Consider the following 19,487-nt stretch of genomic DNA (forward strand, 5'->3'; position numbering starts at 1 on the left):
GGCCTGTTGTTGTGGGGATTTCTAAACCGGTAACCACTACCGAGTTTTACGATAATACCTCCCCAAATTTATCGTCTCTATGAGACACCGAATGAATCCACTAGTCAGCCTTTTTTGTCCCCGATCCGCTCTCCTTTTTTGTGCCAACTCGGTTGTATAAATCGTACCATTTATGTCCATTTCAACCGACAGGAAGGCTCATGGCAGCAACTGACGAGCAACAGAGGATTATCGACTACAAGGCTGAGCCCGGATCGATGGTTTGCGTGCAGGCCTATGCAGGCTCGGGCAAAACATTCACACTAAAGGTCTATGCCGACACGCATAAAGACAAGAAGATGCTTTACTTGGTCTTCAATAAGTCTATCCGTGAAGAGGCGGAGAAAAAATTCCCTAAAAACGTGGAGTGCAAAACCTCTCATGCGCTGGCCGCTGCACGCTTTAAGCATTATCGCCATAAAACAAAGTTGAATATTCAGGTTAAAGAGTACCGCGATCTGATGGAGGAAGAGGATTGGCGCGTGGTCAAACTGGCTATCAATGGCCTTTCACACTTTATGAACTCAGCTGACTATGAAATTAACACGACCCACGTATTAAAAGATCTCGGCAACATTGACAAAATCCCACCTTCACGCGTGGATTCGGCATTGCGCGCAGCGCGTCGGATCTGGAAGCAACAAATCGATCAGGAATCTGACGTGCCTTGCACGAATAACACGTTACTGAAGCTTTATCAGATGTCTAACCCTGCATTGGATTCGGTCTATGACATTATCCTGTTCGATGAAGCTCAGGACGCCAACCCCGTGACACTCGATATTGTGCTCAATAACAAGTGTGCGAAGTTATTTGTCGGCGATAAGCATCAAATGATTAACCGCTGGCGTGGTGCAGAGAATGCGCTGGACGTTGTTGAAGAAAAAGGCGCGTCAGTCCTCAGGCTGACAAAGTCTTTCCGCTTTGGCCCAATGGTTGCAGCTCTTGCCAATGTGGTCTTATCCATGATTGGCGAAACCCACCCACTTGTAGGGTTGGGTAAGCTGGATGAAGTTTGTCAGCCTCATGAAATCGCCGAACATGGCTTCCATGCTGTTATCTCACGAACGTACATGGGAGTCATTTCTTCTGCCTATGAGGCTATCCTGATGGGGAAGCGTGTCATGTGGAATGGTGGTATCGGTAAGTACAATCTGGGGGAGTTGCTTGATCTTCACGCCATGAAAACAAGTAACTATGAAGCTATTAAAAACCCTCGGGTGCTGACAGATTACGGTAACTGGGCCAACTTCCAGGAGATTGCCGAAACGACCAAAGACACGAACATGATGCGGGCTATCAGGTTGATGGAAAACTACGTTGATATCCCCGGCATGGTCGATACGATGCGCCTGAATGAGGCTCGTACCCACAAAGATGCTGATCTTATTATCACCACGGCTCACACATCCAAGGGCATGGAATGGGATAACGTTATCCTCAATGATGATTACCCAAGCATTATTGAAGCTTTGATGATGAAGAAATCGAAACAAAGCATTATTGATGAGATGAACCTGCTTTATGTCGCGATTACCCGCACACAGAGCCGCATCAACATTAATGGCTCAATGATGGAGCTGCTGGAACAATATAACCATAGGCGAGAACGAAACGAATCCATCATTATCGTGTAAAGAAAAGGCCCGTAATGGGCCTTTATTCAATAAGACTAAGGTCTTGATCGGATGATATCTTTTCTGCCTTCACTATTGGTTTTATTAATATCTATCTCTGGGAATTTATTTTTTAAATTCTCTATTAAAGAAGCCAATTCCATTTGCAATGACATTGAAAGCGAGCCAATAACATCCCAAGCCATCTGAGCATCGCTGCTTTCGTACCTTTTTCTCCCTGGAAATATATAATCAAGTCCATTCTGGTGATGATCATAAAAAAACTGACCAGCTTCAACTAATTGACTCCAGTTTTCATAAATATTGTTCAGTATTTTGAAAGTTGTAGTGTCATACAAATAAAATGCACTTGACTTGAATATCGCTCTAAATGATTCCCAGCAGGTTGAGCCATCAAAATACATTATGTTAGGCAATGCCTCAAAATAATAATCAAGTATATTTGTATCGAGATAATTCATTAAACCGGTCAGGGTATTAATATCACTCTGGCGCTTGATTTTTTCTGTTATGGCTGGGTCAGATTCATTAGGGTATGCAGGGTTATTAGAGGTGATCAATTCAATGGCGAATATAAGTAACTTTTCTAGGTTTTTCTTTCCGTCATCTCTATTCGAATTATATAGTGAAACCCTCTGCTTATTGATGTCAAATGGTAGGTCTTTGGGGCCATGCCCTTCGCTACTATTCAACAAAGTAATTATTCGCCCCCAACCTATTTTTGCAACTGCAAAACCCAGTTCAAACATAACGTTAGGATTTGGAAATTCATTTTTAGGTGTCCCATTTTGAGGTATCACTGTCACATCGCTAATCACGATTTGTGATGCCGATATTTTAGCCAATATAGTTGCTAAAATGTCAGGACTTCCTGATGAGTAATCCGTGGCTTGATCCCATTCATATATGAATGTTGATTGTTTTTCATTCAGATGCGTCACTGCTTTTGTTAAAGCATCACGAATATAGAACCTATTTTTGCGTTCGTCATAGCTTGATTGCCAAGAATAGAAAATCTTGACTTTTTCCTTTTCGCCTTCCATTCATTCCACTTATAATTAATGTTTTAATGACTAATTATATCAACATTTAAGACGATTTGAGACGGAAGATTTTAATAACCTTTAGAATAAATCAATGGCTTTTCTGGGATACTCAATGAACATTAAAAAATGCCCGGCGAAACCGGGCATCAACATTTATTTTTTGGCCTGTGCCGGTGCGGGAGCTTTCTCTAAACCACCTTTCACCATTCGCTCAATGACGTCAACGAAGCCTGCGAATGGTCTCGCGCCGACAATGCTTTCACGTTCACCGGTTTTGTTGTCGATCACGATGGTAGTTGGCGTCCCGTTTACGCCGTCTTTGGTACCGGCATCCATATCACGCTTGATGCGCTGGATGATTTTCGGATCCTGCATACAGGTGTCAAACGCTGCTTTATCCAGCTCAAACAATGCAGGGATGCCTGCGCTGTCTTCAAAGCCTTTGCCATTGCCCTGCGTGTGCTCAAACCAGTAGTTGGTCGCACCCCAGAAGCCTTTCGGTCCTTTTTGCTCTGCCACGCACTCTGCTGTCATTGCCGCTTTGGTTGCCATTGGCTCATGAAAAGCCAGGTTGAAGTGACGCCATTCCCAGTTCACCGCGCCATTATTGGCCGTATCGACCAGATATTTCGGCGTCTTATGGAACTGCTTACAGAACGGACATTCCAGGTCTTCATAATTCACCAGCGTGAATCGTGCGTCCGGATTACCGTAGATGTAGCGCCCGTCTTTGTTGACACTGACCTGTTCCCAGCCTTTGTATAGTTCAGCGCGTTTCTCTGCCAGCTTATCTTCCTCCAAACCGGCTAACGCAGCTTGTACCGCCGACTTAACATCACCGTTAGCACCAACGCCACCACCACCGGATTTAGCCAACTGCGCAAAGTGCCCCTCAACACTTGCGGATATGCTTTTGCTAAAGTTTTCGACTTCAACCACCTGCGATTGAAGCGCGTTAAGTTTGGTCTTGATGGCGCTCGTTTGCACGGCAGTGTAAAGACTTGCGCCCATTGACACAGCAATCATCACGCCAATTGCAATTGGCCCAACGACTTGAATTTTATTGACTTGCTTGGACATTATTTTCTTACCCCACTTAAGAATTAATTAGTCACTTAAAATTTGGTGAACTGGTTATCGACATACATCTTGAGTCGATACTGACGCAGTTCTTCCGGTTCGCCACGGGTCAGCACGTCAATTTCATGCTGGCTCAGACGGTAACCTGGTGTAGAGCAATAACGCTCTTTAATTTGCAGGTACTCGCCACGTTTGGCAGTTTGCTTATTGTTCGGCAGCATGAACGAATTTTCATCGCAGAACCTGGGTGACTGAGTAAATGTCCCGCGCGGGCCGTTAGCATAGGCACTGCTGGATACACTGGTCAGTAAAATCTGGGTGTCCAGATCGTGTGCAACATACCGCTTACCCGTTTGGTCATGAACGGCATATGGGCTCACAAGCGTATGCTCATAGCCTGGGTGGCGCAGTGCAGCACCGCCACGTTCAGTGCTGTAGTAAGACTCTGAAAACTCATAGCCTTCAGGGTAAGTCGCCTTGACCACCGTCACCTGCGTTTCATCAACATAGGTGCGTTCAGGGGCCTTTGGTTCATCCGCTGCACACCCGGTCAAGGTGGCTATGACTAAGGTTGCCAACAATGGCAATGCGAAACGTTTACGGGTTTTCATCACTTCTTCTCCGGTTAGAAAGCACAGACATTATCCTTTTTTTTAAAATTGCCAGTTACCGTTTTAGCCGACAAAACGATGGCCTTTTCGTTCCTGCACACCCCCAGTCATGGGTTATCGTACTTGCACTACAACGGAGAGCTTTAAATGCTGAAGATCATCAAAACGCTGTTTGGCAAAAAAAATGAGGAACAGAGCGAGATTAACATCCCCCTGGAGACCCTCGAAGAAATCGACTCTATGCGCGACGGTGTGGATTCAATGGTTGTACGGGGTGACATTTTGCGCTACCCGCCTGCCGAAATTGGTTTTCCAGCACTGATACCGGGAAGCTACATTCTGCGTGAAAAGCAGACCGATATGATCCAGGCCATTAAACGCGAACTGAATATCCGAGATAGCGAATTTGAGCAGCTGATGATGCCGATGCTTGATAGCTTTGCGAACTTCGTGCAGCTGTTCCCTGCATCGGAACACCACCACCACCGAGCGCAGAGTGGACTGATGCGCCATTCTCTTGAAGTATGTTTCCAGAGCATCCGTAAAGCCAAAAACATTGAATTCGATTCGATGGAAATGCCCGTGGTGAAATCCAGCCGCATGTTGGCCTGGCGTCTTGCGATTGCGACAGCGGGCCTTCTGCATGACATTGGCAAGCCGTTTACCGATTACGAAGTCTGGGACAAATCCGGCACCTATCACTGGCCTCCGGGGCGCACCCCGATCCATGAATGGGCAAAAGCCAATAAAATTGAACGTTACTTCCTCGTTTGGAAGAGCTCGCGCCACCAGCAGCACCACTCCAGCACCACCGCCATGATGATGATGATCATGCCGCAAATCCTGCATGAGTTCCTGCTGAGCGAAGGCAACGACATCTATAACGAGCTGACTCGGGCAATGGCCGTGAGTACCGTTCGCCTGGATGCCACTGAAGAAAACGCCCCTGAAATGAAAAACAAGATCCTTAAAATTGTGAAGGAATCTGACGTTATTTCTGTCCGCCACGACCTGCAACGCTACGGCGGTGATGCGGTACGTGCAACGCAATCGGGTGTGCCTGCGGTCCAACGCATCGTAGATGCCATGCGCCACCTACTTAAGAAAGGAGTGTGGCAACCCAACAAACCCGGCAACCCGATTTGGGTCACCACCTATGGCGTGTTTATCGTTTGGGGTACTGCGGTCAAAGACATCACCAACACCGTGAAGAAGTCCGGTGCAGTGATCCCGCAGTCGGCCAACAGTCTGGCTGATCTGATGATGAGCTACAAATTGTGCATTCCGAACGTAAATAAAAACGAAGATACCGCATATTGGCGAATTGCCCCACACATCATGAATGACCGCGATTCGCGTAACAGTAAAGAGCCGAAAGTAGCGCTGAGTTGCCTGCGTCTAATCTCTCCGGACGTTCTGTTTGTGGACACAATGGAGCCGCTGCCTATTTCCTCCCGTATCCGAATTGAGAGCGAATGGCGTGAATTCCAGACCAGTAAAGGGAAAAACATCCCTGTGCTGAAAGAAAGTCGTCCTTTCGTGGGGAATAAAGAGCCGCGTGAAAACAGCATTCCGGCTGACGTCGATCCTGAAATCCTGAAAGGTGGCACTCTGCTGCCGGATGAGAATGACAATCCGCTGGATAATATGTTTGGAGCCTCGAATCCGGTGACCTCTGATAACGCCCACGAGCTACTGCATCACTTGAATCTTCTGTCTGATGCTGACTACGAAAAAGTGAATGCCCGTCAGGACGCGAAAGCCAAAGCACAAGCGGAATTGGCTAATCAAAAACCAGGGGTAGCATTCCAGACTCCAATTGAACAAAGTCAGCCTGTTAAAACCTCTTCGCCCGAAGCAAAAATAGCCAAAGTTGGGCCACAACAACGGAGCCTGAAAGACGTTTTGAGCAAGCAAGATACCTCTGCCGAAATGCCCCCTCCAATCATGTCGGAGCCAGAGCATTATCAGGAGCCAGAGTTTGACCGTGAAACCTTATCTTTGTGGGAGACTCTCAAAAACCACGCTGTCGCTGATGGGTATCAAAATGACGAACAGAATCTGGTTGAGAAAAAACCGGCTATCGACCCTATGTCTGATGCAAGAGCAAAAATCCAACGCGTACAGGACGAAGTGGACAATGGGAATTTTACGCCAGTGACCCCGGAAAATGATTTTGGCTACAACAAGAATAACGAGGTGGCATTTGGTACCGAACAACTGACTGCACTGCACCAAGACCAAAGCCCATTGTTCCGCAATGCCTCAGATCTTGCCAAGGACAAACTCGCGTCCTACGTGGCCGCGAATCAGTCTGCCCTTTTCCATGAAAGCGGCCACTGCTGCATCATCCTGGAGAACGGGGTTGAGGACTCACTCTTCGAACCGATGCGGGATGCAGATTGGATCTGGTATCCGTTTATGGAGGCTCCTTGCGAGTATTACACCCATCGTTCGCAAATGTGTTTCTACTTGCGTAAAGAGCTCAATACTGACATCGACCAGCTTTCAGGTCACCGTTATCGTGCCAGCCTAAGTCCGTTTGACCTGACCGACATCAGTGTGGATATGACCGAAGTCTATCGCGCCATTGCCACCAAAGGGGCAAATAAAACTGCGTTCAATGGCGACCCAGTGATCGCCTTGTCCTCGCTGCAAAAACGCCGTATTGCACAAGATCTGAACATCAACGCAAATCAGTTCCAACAGGTACTGATCGATAATTTCGACTACGTGACCCGTACTGGTGTCGATTACATCCTCGTTAACAGCAATATTCAAAATTTCATGGTGAATGATAATGAGTGAGTGGAGTTATAACATGCGCTGGCGTCCCAACTTTGAGGCGCTGGAAATTGCAGGCTGGGGTGTGGGGATTGCTGCCTCACTGGCGGTCAATGCCGCATTCAATATGCCTGCGGTTCCTTGTTATTTGGCTGTTGCGGTACAAGCGGCCTATGCGGCTCGTTCCGTACCTTCCGCATGGGATATTTACAAGCATAAGAGCCGGTTAAAGCGAAAGCCTAACGTTCTGAAAATGGAGTTGGAATCCGTTATTGATGTCATGATGAAATTCCCCGACAGCTACCTGCTGGGGTATGGTTTTGAATGGGGTCAACCTGAAGGTCAGTTAGCCTCCGAACTCATCAAGCGCGACATCAAAAAGTTCGTTAGCAAGGTGCCAGAAAACTTCATGGGTTTGGGTTGGATCCATGCGCTTGGTGAAAAGCAACAATGGATACGAGTCGCTGAAGATCTGCTGTCATTGCATACCCTGGTGACCGGTACAACCGGTTCAGGTAAAACAACATACTATAAGTTACTCATCCTTCAGGCAGCACTGAAGAAACAACCGCTCATTCTCATCGACCCGAAAAACGATGAAGAGTTGGCTGACTGGATGGAAATGTGTCTGCGTTTGGTGAACCGCGAAGATAAATTCAACTACATGTCGCTGGCGCACCCGGAGAAATCCGCGCGCATTTCTCCGATCACCAACTACACTCGTGCAGGTGAAGTAGCTAACCGTATTACATCCGTTATCCAGCGTGCCGATGGCACCAGTGACCCGTTCGTATCGTTCGGTATCATGTCCTTAACCACAGTCGTAGAACTGATGAAAATCTGCGAATTGAAACCCACGCTCAAGAACGTGAAAACCCAGTTGGGGTCGGATGTATCATCTCTGGCTGATCTCATCATCAAATCAGTGACCAAAATTGGCCGTCAGGTGCTCGGTGAAGATGACTTTGACCGTATTTTCGCCATGCGCATGGATCGTTATGCAAACAAAGCGAAGGGGCCAAAGGAAATCGCTGATATTTGCGCCGAAATTTACCGCAACGACATCAAAGCAAACCGCAGCTTCCCAAGCATTGAAGCAGGGCTGGATATGCTCGGCCACCAGCGTGAGCACTTCCAGAAGATGATCCTCAACGTGATGCCTATCCTCAGCCAGCTGACTCAGGGTTTCATGGCTGAATTACTATCCCCGGACAGTGACGATGAATCCCAGTTGAATGACTTCCGCCCTATCTCCAACGTGCGCGACATCATCACAACCGGAGGCATGCTGTACATGGGGCTAGACTCCTTAGCGGATGCAGAAACTGGTTCGGCGGTGGGCTCTATCTTCTTGTCAGACATCACCAGTGTGTCAGCGGACGTGTACAACTTTATGAAACCACGCGGGGATGACCTGGCCCCAGTGATGGTTCTTATCGACGAAGCTGCTGAGGTCATTAACGATCAAGTGATCAAGATGTTGAACAAAACCCGTGGCGCGGGCTTCCGCCTATTTATTTCATCTCAGTCCACCAGCGACTTTGAGGCGCGCCTGGGGTCTGAAGCCAAGATGAAACAAATCGTCACCAACACCAACCACTTTACTGCGTTGCGTACCCCCGATCCTGATGCGCAAGAGGCCGTCATGAAGCGTGTACCAATGACCAAGTTCAAGTATGTCATGCGCGGGCATGGCTCCAGTGCTGGTGCTGACCCTGAAATGATCTCTGGTTCGGTCAGTGAACGCATTATGGAAGAAGAAGGCGAGTTGTTCCCTTCTCCGTTGCTGGGCTGGTTACCAAACCTTGAATTTATGGCAATTAACCAGGCGAACAAAATCGTCAAAGGTAAAGTGCCCATCATTATGTCACCGAAGGGAGATAAGGCCTTCAACCAGGCCAGTAAGAAAGCCCTGAAGTTCCTCAAACTGTACGAGAAGAAAGTTCGGGGTGAGAAGTCGCGTATTCGTGTTGGGGGTAAAAAGTCATGATCAAAATGAAAACCTATTTTTTACGTAAAGAAGATTGCAACGCGTATGACAGCTTAACGCTGGTGTGGCCGTGTGTTGAGCCTATTACGCAATCACTCATCTCCTTACTGCCTAGCACCCTGACTAAGGGGCTGGTGGCCGATGCGGTGCAGTCCTCGGTGATGGCATATAACCAACAGGTTGATTGCCCTCTAAATGACTGGGAACGCCTGGCGGTTTATTTCATTACGTTGGCTAATTTCGTCACCGAGCACCTTGGCGGAAAAATAGGGTTCAACGAGCTGGCAACTACAAGTCAGTTACCCCGCAGGCTGAATAGCGAGCTCATTAATGCGGTGGCGGATAAACTCGCATTAAGGATCTTACATGCTTGACCAATTAACCGAAGAGAAATGGCCCCAGACGATAAAGATGATTATCATCTTCAGTACGGCAATACTGTTCGTCATTTCCATGTTTTTCCCGGCCTCGTATTTTTACGAGAACGTGAAAAAAGAAGTTGCCTGGGGCCAGCGATTGATCGGCGATACGGATTTCACACCAGTGATCTCGGACGTCAACAAAAACTACCGTTCATTCTTTGTAAATACTGGAGTGGATGGCTTCTTGCGTGACTTCTATGAGCTCGATTCATCCGATATGGCAAATCAAGGTGGTCCACTTTTCCTTTTCGCTTCCATCTTCCGAAACATGGCCGAAAACCTGAATTACTGGTTTTATATGATCGTGTATCGATTGACCCTGAATATATACTGGCTTCCGTACATGCTTGTGGTCACACTTCCCTCTCTCTTTGCTGGGATCATGCGCTGGAACGCTAAGCGATACACGTTTGCCTATTCGTCACCGTTTCTTAACCGCCGCAGCATGGTGCTGATTGGTTGGGGGATTTACAGTATTTTGCTGTCACTGTTTGTCCCTCTGCCAGTACCGCCGATGATTGGTGCCCTCATCATGATTGTGATGATCCCAATAGGCAGTTCGTTGCTCATCAGTAACCTTCCAAAACGCATCTAAATTCCTCCCCCGAAAAGCACCGCGTTTTGCGGTGCTTTTCATTATCAGCGCCAAAACCGGAATGGTAAATTATCCCCCGAGGTGAACTATGAATGAACTGAAGCACGTCTATCTGTCCGGACTCTTGTGTATTGCCTTTTCAGTCTGTCTGGGCGCGGGTGTTCTGCTTACTGATAAGTCTGAGCAGATCCACGAGTTGAATACGGTCCTCCACAAGTCCAGCTACTTAACCGACCGGGACAAGATGGACCGTGAAATGGCTGAAGTATTGTTGCCACGGCTACAAGCCCAGCAGGAAGAAATGAAAAAACGCGGGGCAATAAAGAAACCTGACATGGTTTACGTCCCTGAACAATTACAGCAATCCCGAGGTTATTAATGGCTAAGCGTACAGGTTTGAAAAGCGTCATTTATGGCATTCCATTGGCTGTCATGATCGCCACTTCGGGGTTCGTCGCCTACACGTTGGATAAACAAACGCGCCTGCTTAACGACTTGGCCGTTGTCGCTGATATGCAGCGCAATGTCATCAGTAATCGGGGGGATTTGGAAGCAGCGTTCGACCGTTATATTGCGGCCTCTGGGCTAAAAGTCAACGAACAGTCTAAAGGGGCAAATTCGATTGGCTTCAGTACCGGTAAAAAACCGTCTGAGTCTTACGCGCCGTCTACAGATAGTGAGCGTATTTACGGCAATCCTGACGCACAGTTTTACGTCATTGAGTATTCCGATTTTGAATGCCCGTACTGCAAAACCCATTTCCCGCAAATGATGGATCTGGTGGATTCCTCGTCCGGCAATATCGCGATGGTGTTCAAGCACGTTCCGGTACACGGCCAGGCATCACGCACCGAATCTCTCGCCTCTGAATGTGCCGCAGAGCAAGGTGGAAATCCGGCATTTTATAAGATGGCACGGGCTATTTTTGCGGATACCCGCTCCGACGGTCACGGTATGGCAACGCCATTGGACAAATTGGCTGAAAACAATGGGCTGGATGGGCAGCGCATTATTGAGTGCGTTAACGCCGCTCGCCCAAGCGCAAAAATTGCGGAAGATGTGAAAGAGGCCGCGCGACTCAATATTCAACAAACGCCTGCAAACATCGTGGTGTACGGCGATAAATCGGCAATGGTGCAAGGCTCGGTCAACGGGACAGGCCTGATGCAAATGATGGCGCAATTGGCCCAAGGGGGTGAGAAGTAAAAGAGTCCGGGCATTGTGTTAAAGCACCCGAAGGGGTTCGGGTATTTCGATTCATAATTGGGGGTAAGAATGAGTGAGCCAGTCCACATCTCGCATTCTGTCGATGATCCGCCGAAGTTCTTCTTCTGGAGCGTTGATGAAGCGATGCCATTTTTCGTTTTCCTGGGTATCGGGGTCTTTACGGGCCGTATCTTTACGATGTCACTCATCGGCATCGTGATCACTCGGTTCTATGGCAGCTTTCTGCAAAAGGCGTCAGAAAAATACTTTCTGCATCTGTGTTACTGGAAGTTCGGTGTTTCTTTCGGGAAAAGCACCATTGTACCTAACGCATTCGACCGGGAATTTATTGTATGAAGAGCAAAGATTTTAAAAAGGGTTTGCTGAACATGAAAGGCGAAAACACCACGCTGAAACTGGTGTTGGTTGTTTCGATTATCTGCATCGGCATTCTCTCCAGCACATTAATGAACCGTTCACAGATCGTGACCATTGTTCCACCCAACCTGACCGAAACCACTTGGTTAGATGAAAAGACGGCCGGACAGCCTTACATGCAGGCATGGGCTATCTATTTGGCTAACTCTATGGGTAACGCAACACCTGAGTCAGTGGACATGCTGAAGAAATCTATCGGCCCATTCCTGGATGCGGGTATTTACACGCAAGTCATGAAGCGCATTGATGACCAGATTGACCAGATTAAGCGTGATCGTATCAGTCTGAGCTTTACACCGACTCGCGTATACCACGACCCCAAAGCCCCTGGCACCTACTTCGTAGAAGGCAGTCAAGGTCTTGAAGGGATCGCCGGTAACCCTATCGTGAAGCCCGTTACGTTCCAAATGACAATTGATGTGAAAGGTTACCGACCTGTGCTGACCTTTATCAACATCAAGCAAGGTAAAGCCGAATTGCCGAGCGACAAAAAAGGCGACAAATAAATCCAGGGAACACTGTCCCGTAAATTTCGTCACCCGCCTCGTGCGGGTTATAACCACATTGAGCGCTTTTACGATGACGTAAAAGCTAGGTAAACAAAGTGAGCAGCATTAACAAAACCGTCGCGGTAACTTCCTGTGTATTGCGTCTGTCACTGTTCGGGGGAACAAATGTTGAATAGTAAACACGTTAAAATATTGGCGCTGATGATTGCGTCAATCACCGCCGGGCCATCCATTGCGAATGGCCTTGACGTTAATAGCAATACACTGTCAGTCGATAACGGCGTCGTACTCCAGCGTTCTGGGGACTCTGCATCTGAAGAGCCTGTTGTCGTTGCATCGAAAAAAGGTAATCACACAGCAACTGCGGGCGCATCAACCAATGCCAGTTCCAGTGATAATCCTGCCGTAGACGGCATTAACGTCCAACCGGTCCCTAACGCCATTGTTCAGCCTGTCCGATTAACTGATGATGTCATCCCTTCTCGCCAGGATCTGATTGTAGAGCCCGGCGTAAATACCCTGATCCCGATTTCTCTCGGCCAGCTTAACCGTATCGTGACGCCGTTCGAGAGACCAACAGTGCAGCGCTTGCAACTGACTGACGTAAAAGTCAGCGTACAAGGCAATGTGATCTATGTTTCAACGACCTCAACCAATCCGGTCGCACTGTATATCAGCGAAAAAGGTGACGAAAGTGTCGCGCTGTCTTTGTCTCTGGTTCCGCAAAAGATTGCACCAGTACAAGCTTCGTTAATGCTTTCGCGTAAAGTCGGTAATGCTCCGGCCGGAGCGGGGCATGCGCAGTCAGCAGGGGTGATGTACGGCGGTAACGAAGCCAAAGCTCGTAAATGGGAGCAGAAAGACAACTACGTCGAAACGATCCGAAACATTCTTCGGGCTGTTGCGTTGGGCGATATTCCTCCTGGCTATGCAATGGGCAATTTAGGCTCTGGTCATAGCATTCCAAACTGTAACTTCAGCACAGGTACAGCGCAGGACAATATCAAATACAGCTTTGCTGGCGGCCAATATATTCAGGGCAGTCAGTTCAGTGTCATCGTGGGCGTTGCGCAGAATACCGGCGCTTCTACCATCACGGTAGACGAGTCACTTTGCACTCACCCTAACCTCGCCGCGCGCGCACTCTGGAGCCGGAACACGCTCCAGCCGGGCCAAAAGACTGAAGCCTACTTTGTCATTCGCAATCAGTCACAGCAGGCACAGGTTGATGATTATGTACGTCCTAAATTAGCGGAGTAATAAAAAGATGAGTAAATTGAAAGAACGCTGGGACACGCTGGACGCCAAGAAAAAACGTCTTTTTGTGTTGGGGGGTACGTTTGTTGTACTGATCCCAGCTATCCTCCTGCTGATGCCTGAATCGCGCACACCTGCGGCGCGCGGGCCATCAGAGCAAGTTATTTCCAGTGTATTGACTGACACTGACACCCAGGGGGTTAGCCAGAACGCGATCGCTGCTCGCCTGCGCGCTTTAGGGGAAGCGATTGAAAAGCAAAACTCAAACATCACGGATTTGAAAAAATCCATTAACGTTGACGAAATCAACAAGCGCCTGATCGCCATTGAGCAACAACAACGCACCGACCGTATTGAACAAGAAAAGCTGAAAAAACGTGTTGCTGAAGGCTCTACCGTATTGCCTTACTCCAAATCAGTTCGGTCAAAAGACGTCTACAGCGGCGATAATAATGCTAAGCAAGGTGTAGAGAAGTTAACGTCGGACAGTGTTCACGAAAACCTGAATAACGACGGCACGCTCCAACGAGTGTACGAAAACACCCAGCAGCCGAACCCCGCTGATTTTGCTGCGGATAAAGACGCCAAAGGTAAAGACGGTAAGGCGGCACCACAAGCAACGCCGGATATTATCTCTGTGCATGAGGACATAAAAGAGGTCGCTGCCGCTGATCCTGATGATGATCCAGCATTCCAAACCTACCTCCCAGCGACCTCAATCCTGAGTGGTGTCTTCATTTCAGGTATGGATGCACCGACGTCACAGAACGCTCGCAAAGACCCCTACCCAGCGCTTATCCGCATCAAGAAAGACGCCATCCTGCCGAACCGCTTCCGTGCGGACGTGCGTGAGTGTGGCATGTTGGCCGCTGGATTTGGCGAGCTGTCGTCCGAACGCGGCTACTTCCGCTCTGAGGTGATCACCTGCATTCGTGATGATGGTGCTGTATTTGAATCTCCACTCGATGCGTATGCAGTGGGGGAAGATGGTAAGGCTGGTGTACGTGGTCGTCTGGTTACCAAGCAAGGTCAATACCTGGCGAAAGCCTTGACCGCAGGCTTTTTACAGGCTGCGTCATCGTTGTTTAGCGTCCAGAACATTCCGACTATCAACGTTACCCGCGATAACAACAGCGGTAAGAAAAACAACACGCCTTATGAGCAAGTGATGAGCAGCGAAGCCCTTCAAGGTGCTGCTATCGCTGGTGTTGGTGGAGCATTAGAACGCTTGGCCGATTTCTACATGAACATGGCCGGTGATCTGTTCCCTGTTATCGAAATCGATCCGGGTCGCAGTGTCGATTTTATCGTTCAAAAAGGTGTAACGCTGAAATTTACCCGCGTCAAGCCTAATGGCAAAGCAACGCCTACCACTTTCAATTCTAACGGGACTCACTAATTATGTGGAAAAAACGTCTTTTAGCAATCTGTGTCGCAGTAACTGGTCTGGCCGCATTGTCTGGTTGTTCGCTGGTGGATGGGAATTCAGAATACGGCTGTAAAGGTATGCCCAATGCTGTCACTTGTATGAACATCCGCGACATCCACCAGCTGACCGATGGTGATGACTACCAAGATCGCATTGATGCGGTGTCGGAACAACAGCTGTCTGGTAAACCAGTAGATCTGAAGCGAAACAGTGTTGCAGGTACCGCCGGGGCTGGTGGTGTGGCAACTGGTGGTCGTTATGTACCTGTCCCTGCTGCTACCGCAAACCCTCAGCCAATCCGTACTCAGGCACAGGTAATGCGTGTGTTGGTTGACCCTTATGAATCCGCAGACGGTGATCTGAACGTCCCTGGCTATGTGTACACCGAAATTGAACCTCGCCGCTGGGAAGTTGGCGCGTCACATGCATCGACCCGGAGTGCTGTTATTCGACCAATGAGCACGCCTCCAGTGGCGGCACAAGCCCCTCAAACACCGAGCAAATAATGCTCCAATTGAAATTAATGCAAACTGAATGATTTGATATTCCCCCTCAAATACAGTCAGTTGTGTTATAAAAGCCGCCTAGTGCGGCTTTCTTTCATTTAGGGTCTCATTGCTATTTATAAGGATTGTGATTAAAATTACAGACGCATGGTAACCATACCGCATTTTGCCAATGCTGACATTCGATGTGTGACTTACCCCTCGCATTGGATAAACCCCACTCAGACATATTGGTAAATGGATTCATGCGCAAGGCCGTTCCCCCTCGAACGGCCTTACCTTTTTCTAATCCTGCAAAAATCCCCCTTAAAGAGAACGCTGTTTTTTGACCTCGTTTTGCTGGCCTTTTCGCTGTTAATCCGCCTTTTCACCATTGAAAATGTAGCCTCATTCACAGGAGCACTCCAATGACGCTACGCAAGAAAGTATTATCCCTGATTCTGTCCGCCAGCTTCGCCGCTTCCGCTTTTGCCGGTGCAGATGTGAACGCTGATACTGTGTTTAACAACAAAGCCTTCATGAACGCGCCGAAGGAAAGCAAAGACGTCAAGCGCTTCGTTGTGCCAACCAACGGCATTATCGCGCTGGAAGTTGACGGCAAAGTCAACCTGCTGTCGTCAAATGGCCGGTACCTGTTCAAAGGCACCATGTACGACACTTGGGCCAAGAAAGACCTGACCACACTTGATGAGATCACCAAGTATGCCAGCATCATTCCGATCAAAGAGCTGAAACTGAACATCGCTGATCTTCAACCTGCCGTTTGGGGCGACGGACCTAAAAAAGTCATTCTATTCACTGACCCGAACTGCGTGCATTGTGCCGCAGCCCTTAATCAGCTGGCTGACCTAGACCCGCACGAATACACCGTTAACGTTCTGTCCCTGGGTGCCCTCGGCGAGCCAAGCCAAATCCGTAACAAAGAGCTGTACTGTGCTTCAGATCGCTACCGTGCCGACCGCGCTATTATCGCGCATGAAAAAACCAAATTTGACCAGGTTAAAGACTGTGATATGCAGGCATTGGCACGCCGCACAATCACCGCTCAGGTGTTAGGCGTCAGTATGGTGCCATTCATCATTCGAGACGACGGTGCTTTCAGCATCGGCGCACCAAAACAAGGTCTGAAAGCCTTCCTGGCTGGTCAATAAGTTCTTCTTTCTGTGGGGTTAGAATGAGCGAATCAATCATCATACAGCGTTTGAAGTCTATCAAACGCTTCTCAGATGTGTGCCCGGTTCGGGCATACGATGAGAAAAACCACATTTTCCTATGTGACAATAAATATATCGGTTTCGGCTTCCTTTGCCGTCCCTTATCCGGTACCAGCGGTAAAGAGATGCAGCAATTACAAACATTGCTGTCCTCAAATTTCCCGGCGAAAACCATTGTGCAGTTCGACCTGATTGCCAGCCCGAATATCGTTGGCAAAATTAACCAGATGGACGTTCTGCGCATGGACTGTGATGACGAAGTATTGCGCGATGCAATCTACAACCGTTCTAAATTTCTGCTTCACAGCACCGACTATCCTATGAAGGGTACGGGTACCCGTGTCCGCAACTGTTTGTTGCTGATCACGGTGAAGGTGCCGGTGAAAAACGAATACGACATGCGAGAAGAAGAATTCAACCTGATTTCTGAATTCCGCAACACGTTTGACACCACGCTGGGGATCATGGGCTTGTGCCCTGCTACACTGACGCGCGACCGTTACATCGATGTGCTTTCTTCCATTTTAAATCAGGGGGAAACTGCTTCGTGGCGTGACCGTAATCCGCTACAAGTGCAAGACGATTTGATGATCTCTGAGCAACTGGTTGACCCTGACCGAGAGTTCTTCATTCGCAATAAATACTGTGCCTTCGGCAATCCAGAAGACGAAGACCAGCGAGGTGAGCGTCACACAGGCACAACATTTGTGCGCACATTAAGCGCCAAAAAACTACCTAAGCGGTTTTTCCCTGGGCAAGCTCAATATTTCCTCGGCGATATGATGAGCGGCGCTACTGGTATTAAATCGTCCTGCATTATCTCCATGAGCATGATCTTCTTCGACCAGCAAAACGCGAAGACCAAGTTCACGCAAAAGCGTAACTGGATCGTGCAGCAAACCGATGGGCCAATGGTGAAATGGATCCCATCGTTGAAAACTATCCGAGAAGGTTACGACCTGCTGAGTGACAAGCTGGACAACGGCGAGCCAATTTGTAAAGCCAAATTCACAGTGACTATCTTCTCAAACTCCAAAGACGGTGTATTCCGTGCTAGCCAGGAAGCGGCCAGCTACCTCAACACCTATCAATTCAAAATGATCCCGGATAGCTACTTTGTTGCGCCTATTTTCCTCTCGTCCCTGCCTATGTTCAACGAGGCTGGTGCTGAGAAATCAATGGGCCGTTACCGCACGCTGGCACTGAGTGAAGCTTTGGTTATCTCACCACTTTACGCTGACTGGCAAGGTACCAGTAACCCGGCGTTAATGCTGACTTCCCGATCGGGGCAGGTGCAGATGCTCGACCTGTTCGACTCTGATACAAACTACAACGCCTGTATTGCGGCAGAGTCCGGTTCTGGTAAGTCGTTCTTAACCAACTACATTATTACCGCTTATCGCAGTCTGGGAGCGAAGGTGTGGTGTATCGACGTAGGGGACTCGTACAAAAACATTTGTGAGACCTACAACGGGGACTACCTGGACTTCCATCCGGATAAGAAGCCATGTCTCAACTTCTTTGAACTGATTGAAGACTACTTCGGTGAAAACCCGGATAACGAAGACGGCGGTGAAGAAGACCTGATTATCGGTCTCCTATCTGTGATGGCTGCGCCTAAGGCTGGTCTGAACGACTTCGAAGAAGCTCGTATGAAAGAACACGTTGCCAATCTCGTTCGCAAGCACGGTAAAGAGACTACCGTTGATATGGTTGCGGAATCACTTCTGGCGGATGAAGAGAACGACATTAAACGTTTGGGGCACCAATTGTACCCATTCACCAGCCGGGGTCAGTACGGCAAGTTCTTCGTAGGCAAAAACAACATTGACTTCCGTAACCCGTTTACGGTTCTGGAACTGTCGCGCCTGGAAAGCTCTGAGCACCTGAAGCAGGTTGTGCTGTTACAGCTGATTTACCAAATCCAGCAAGACATGTTTATGGGCGATCGCGGCCAGATGAAAATCGTGGTTATCGATGAAGCCTGGGCTTTACTCAAAGGAAACATCGGCGCGTTCATTGAAAAAGGTTACCGCCGCTTCCGTAAATACAACGGCGCTGCCATTACGATCACGCAATCCATTAACGATATTTACAAAGATAGCGTCGGAAAATCTATCGCCGACAACTCTGCGTTTATGCTGTTACTGGGTCAGAGTGAATCTGCGATCAACGAAGCTCAGCACCACCAGCGCTTAGCACTGGATGATGCAGGGTACCGTTTCTTGAAAACGGTGCGTTCAAGCCGAGGGGTTTACTCCGAAATTTACGTTATCTCCAAATCCGGTCAGGGGATTAGCCGGTTGATTGTGGATCCGTTCTCCATGCTGCTGTACTCGACAGCGCCGGATGACGTGGCAGCTATCAGAAAACGTAAAGCACAGGGCATGTCCACCCAGGATGCCATCAATTCAATTCTTGAAGAACGACAACGAGGTATAGCCGCATGATTAAGACCGCAGCTGTTTCATTACTCTGCGGGTTTCTGGGAGCCGCCCTTTATGGGCGGTTCGTCCCTCCCGCTGCACCAACTGACTACATTGCTGTGGTTAGTTATACCGGGGCAAATGGAAAGGTTCTCAGCGACCCTCAAATCAAACTGGTTCATGCGCGCGCCGAGGCAATGGCGAAAGCTGGCTACATGGTCCTCAATGAGTCCGCTCTATACAAATATCCTGCCTATATGCAGATCCCGCAAACAGTTTCTTCGTCAGGCAACTAACC

At 48.5% G+C, this 19,487-nt stretch carries 18 protein-coding genes; 15 read left to right on the forward strand and 3 right to left on the reverse strand.

Annotation, left to right across the window (positions count from 1 at the left end; all coding sequences use genetic code 11):
• The first annotated feature begins 200 nt into the window (after window positions 1-200).
• Window positions 201-1,676 (forward strand): 3'-5' exonuclease, encoded by a 1,476-nt coding sequence (locus SC428_RS05090; protein WP_042847267.1) that lies wholly within the window; start codon window positions 201-203, stop codon window positions 1,674-1,676.
• Between the two features lie 35 nt (window positions 1,677-1,711).
• Here the strand turns inward: SC428_RS05090 and SC428_RS05095 are convergent, their stop codons facing one another.
• The 3 genes from SC428_RS05095 to SC428_RS05105 form a co-directional block, all read right to left on the reverse strand.
• On the reverse strand, window positions 1,712-2,719 hold the full coding sequence (locus tag SC428_RS05095; RefSeq protein WP_052219384.1) for a hypothetical protein: 1,008 nt from the start codon (window positions 2,717-2,719) through the stop codon (window positions 1,712-1,714).
• 156 nt (window positions 2,720-2,875) lie between these two features.
• Complete coding sequence (locus SC428_RS05100; protein WP_052219383.1) at window positions 2,876-3,802, reverse strand: thioredoxin domain-containing protein; 927 nt, start codon at window positions 3,800-3,802, stop codon at window positions 2,876-2,878.
• A 35-nt stretch (window positions 3,803-3,837) separates the two neighbouring features.
• Window positions 3,838-4,413 carry a hypothetical protein gene (locus SC428_RS05105; protein WP_042847265.1) on the reverse strand — a complete coding sequence of 192 codons (576 nt, stop codon included), beginning with the start codon at window positions 4,411-4,413 and terminating at the stop codon, window positions 3,838-3,840.
• A 147-nt stretch (window positions 4,414-4,560) separates the two neighbouring features.
• Between SC428_RS05105 and mobH the strand changes: the two genes are divergently transcribed.
• The 14 genes from mobH (at window position 4,561) to SC428_RS05175 (ending at window position 19,485) form a co-directional block, all read left to right on the forward strand.
• Entirely contained in the window at window positions 4,561-7,221 is a 2,661-nt protein-coding gene (mobH, locus tag SC428_RS05110; RefSeq protein WP_191901256.1) for a MobH family relaxase, read from the forward strand.
• 13 nt (window positions 7,222-7,234) lie between these two features.
• The gene (gene traD, locus SC428_RS05115) at window positions 7,235-9,187 is read left to right on the forward strand and encodes a conjugative transfer system coupling protein TraD (RefSeq protein WP_226617175.1); all 1,953 of its coding nucleotides are present in this window, start codon (window positions 7,235-7,237) and stop codon (window positions 9,185-9,187) included.
• Complete coding sequence (locus tag SC428_RS05120; protein WP_052219382.1) at window positions 9,184-9,561, forward strand: hypothetical protein; 378 nt, start codon at window positions 9,184-9,186, stop codon at window positions 9,559-9,561. The genes traD and SC428_RS05120 overlap by 4 nt, the downstream gene beginning before the upstream one ends.
• A complete protein-coding gene (locus SC428_RS05125) occupies window positions 9,554-10,204 on the forward strand; it encodes a DUF4400 domain-containing protein (protein WP_042847258.1) in 651 nt (216 codons plus the stop codon). The genes SC428_RS05120 and SC428_RS05125 overlap by 8 nt, the downstream gene beginning before the upstream one ends.
• Window positions 10,205-10,292: 88 nt before the next feature.
• Window positions 10,293-10,583, forward strand: a complete 291-nt coding sequence (locus SC428_RS05130) for a hypothetical protein (RefSeq protein ID WP_042847256.1) — start codon at window positions 10,293-10,295, stop codon at window positions 10,581-10,583.
• Window positions 10,583-11,410, forward strand: a complete 828-nt coding sequence (locus SC428_RS05135; RefSeq protein WP_042847254.1) for a DsbA family protein — start codon at window positions 10,583-10,585, stop codon at window positions 11,408-11,410. The genes SC428_RS05130 and SC428_RS05135 overlap by 1 nt, the downstream gene beginning before the upstream one ends.
• Window positions 11,411-11,479: 69 nt before the next feature.
• Window positions 11,480-11,767: a type IV conjugative transfer system protein TraL gene (traL, locus tag SC428_RS05140; protein WP_042847251.1), complete on the forward strand. Its 288-nt coding sequence runs from the start codon at window positions 11,480-11,482 to the stop codon at window positions 11,765-11,767.
• Window positions 11,764-12,354, forward strand: coding sequence for a TraE/TraK family type IV conjugative transfer system protein (locus SC428_RS05145; protein ID WP_052219381.1), 591 nt, complete (start codon window positions 11,764-11,766; stop codon window positions 12,352-12,354). The genes traL and SC428_RS05145 overlap by 4 nt, the downstream gene beginning before the upstream one ends.
• Window positions 12,355-12,522: 168 nt before the next feature.
• On the forward strand, window positions 12,523-13,617 hold the full coding sequence (locus SC428_RS05150) for a type-F conjugative transfer system secretin TraK (RefSeq protein ID WP_191901259.1): 1,095 nt from the start codon (window positions 12,523-12,525) through the stop codon (window positions 13,615-13,617).
• Window positions 13,618-13,624: 7 nt separating this feature from the next.
• The gene (locus tag SC428_RS05155) at window positions 13,625-15,013 is read left to right on the forward strand and encodes a TrbI/VirB10 family protein (protein WP_052219380.1); all 1,389 of its coding nucleotides are present in this window, start codon (window positions 13,625-13,627) and stop codon (window positions 15,011-15,013) included.
• A gap of 2 nt (window positions 15,014-15,015) precedes the next feature.
• Window positions 15,016-15,549 (forward strand): type IV conjugative transfer system lipoprotein TraV, encoded by a 534-nt coding sequence (gene traV, locus SC428_RS05160; protein ID WP_042847246.1) that lies wholly within the window; start codon window positions 15,016-15,018, stop codon window positions 15,547-15,549.
• A gap of 407 nt (window positions 15,550-15,956) precedes the next feature.
• On the forward strand, window positions 15,957-16,700 hold the full coding sequence (locus SC428_RS05165) for a DsbC family protein (protein ID WP_042847243.1): 744 nt from the start codon (window positions 15,957-15,959) through the stop codon (window positions 16,698-16,700).
• Window positions 16,701-16,723: 23 nt separating this feature from the next.
• A complete protein-coding gene (traC, locus tag SC428_RS05170) occupies window positions 16,724-19,213 on the forward strand; it encodes a type IV secretion system protein TraC (RefSeq protein WP_042847241.1) in 2,490 nt (829 codons plus the stop codon).
• Entirely contained in the window at window positions 19,210-19,485 is a 276-nt protein-coding gene (locus tag SC428_RS05175) for a hypothetical protein (RefSeq protein WP_042847240.1), read from the forward strand. The genes traC and SC428_RS05175 overlap by 4 nt, the downstream gene beginning before the upstream one ends.
• Window positions 19,486-19,487: the final 2 nt, after the last annotated feature.

This window comes from Providencia sp. 2023EL-00965 (genome assembly GCF_033550225.1).
Taxonomy (GTDB): domain Bacteria; phylum Pseudomonadota; class Gammaproteobacteria; order Enterobacterales; family Enterobacteriaceae; genus Providencia; species Providencia manganoxydans.

Bases quoted from the DNA above. Each gene is read 5' to 3' on its own strand.
- SC428_RS05090 (WP_042847267.1), top strand. From the start codon at position 201: ATGGCAGCAACTGACGAGCAACAGAGGATTATCGACTACAAGGCTGAG.
- SC428_RS05095 (WP_052219384.1), bottom strand. From the start codon at position 2,719: ATGGAAGGCGAAAAGGAAAAAGTCAAGATTTTCTATTCTTGGCAATCA.
- SC428_RS05100 (WP_052219383.1), bottom strand. From the start codon at position 3,802: ATGTCCAAGCAAGTCAATAAAATTCAAGTCGTTGGGCCAATTGCAATT.
- SC428_RS05105 (WP_042847265.1), bottom strand. From the start codon at position 4,413: ATGAAAACCCGTAAACGTTTCGCATTGCCATTGTTGGCAACCTTAGTC.
- mobH (WP_191901256.1), top strand. From the start codon at position 4,561: ATGCTGAAGATCATCAAAACGCTGTTTGGCAAAAAAAATGAGGAACAG.
- traD (WP_226617175.1), top strand. From the start codon at position 7,235: ATGCGCTGGCGTCCCAACTTTGAGGCGCTGGAAATTGCAGGCTGGGGT.
- SC428_RS05120 (WP_052219382.1), top strand. From the start codon at position 9,184: ATGATCAAAATGAAAACCTATTTTTTACGTAAAGAAGATTGCAACGCG.
- SC428_RS05125 (WP_042847258.1), top strand. From the start codon at position 9,554: ATGCTTGACCAATTAACCGAAGAGAAATGGCCCCAGACGATAAAGATG.
- SC428_RS05130 (WP_042847256.1), top strand. From the start codon at position 10,293: ATGAATGAACTGAAGCACGTCTATCTGTCCGGACTCTTGTGTATTGCC.
- SC428_RS05135 (WP_042847254.1), top strand. From the start codon at position 10,583: ATGGCTAAGCGTACAGGTTTGAAAAGCGTCATTTATGGCATTCCATTG.
- traL (WP_042847251.1), top strand. From the start codon at position 11,480: ATGAGTGAGCCAGTCCACATCTCGCATTCTGTCGATGATCCGCCGAAG.
- SC428_RS05145 (WP_052219381.1), top strand. From the start codon at position 11,764: ATGAAGAGCAAAGATTTTAAAAAGGGTTTGCTGAACATGAAAGGCGAA.
- SC428_RS05150 (WP_191901259.1), top strand. From the start codon at position 12,523: ATGTTGAATAGTAAACACGTTAAAATATTGGCGCTGATGATTGCGTCA.
- SC428_RS05155 (WP_052219380.1), top strand. From the start codon at position 13,625: ATGAGTAAATTGAAAGAACGCTGGGACACGCTGGACGCCAAGAAAAAA.
- traV (WP_042847246.1), top strand. From the start codon at position 15,016: ATGTGGAAAAAACGTCTTTTAGCAATCTGTGTCGCAGTAACTGGTCTG.
- SC428_RS05165 (WP_042847243.1), top strand. From the start codon at position 15,957: ATGACGCTACGCAAGAAAGTATTATCCCTGATTCTGTCCGCCAGCTTC.
- traC (WP_042847241.1), top strand. From the start codon at position 16,724: ATGAGCGAATCAATCATCATACAGCGTTTGAAGTCTATCAAACGCTTC.
- SC428_RS05175 (WP_042847240.1), top strand. From the start codon at position 19,210: ATGATTAAGACCGCAGCTGTTTCATTACTCTGCGGGTTTCTGGGAGCC.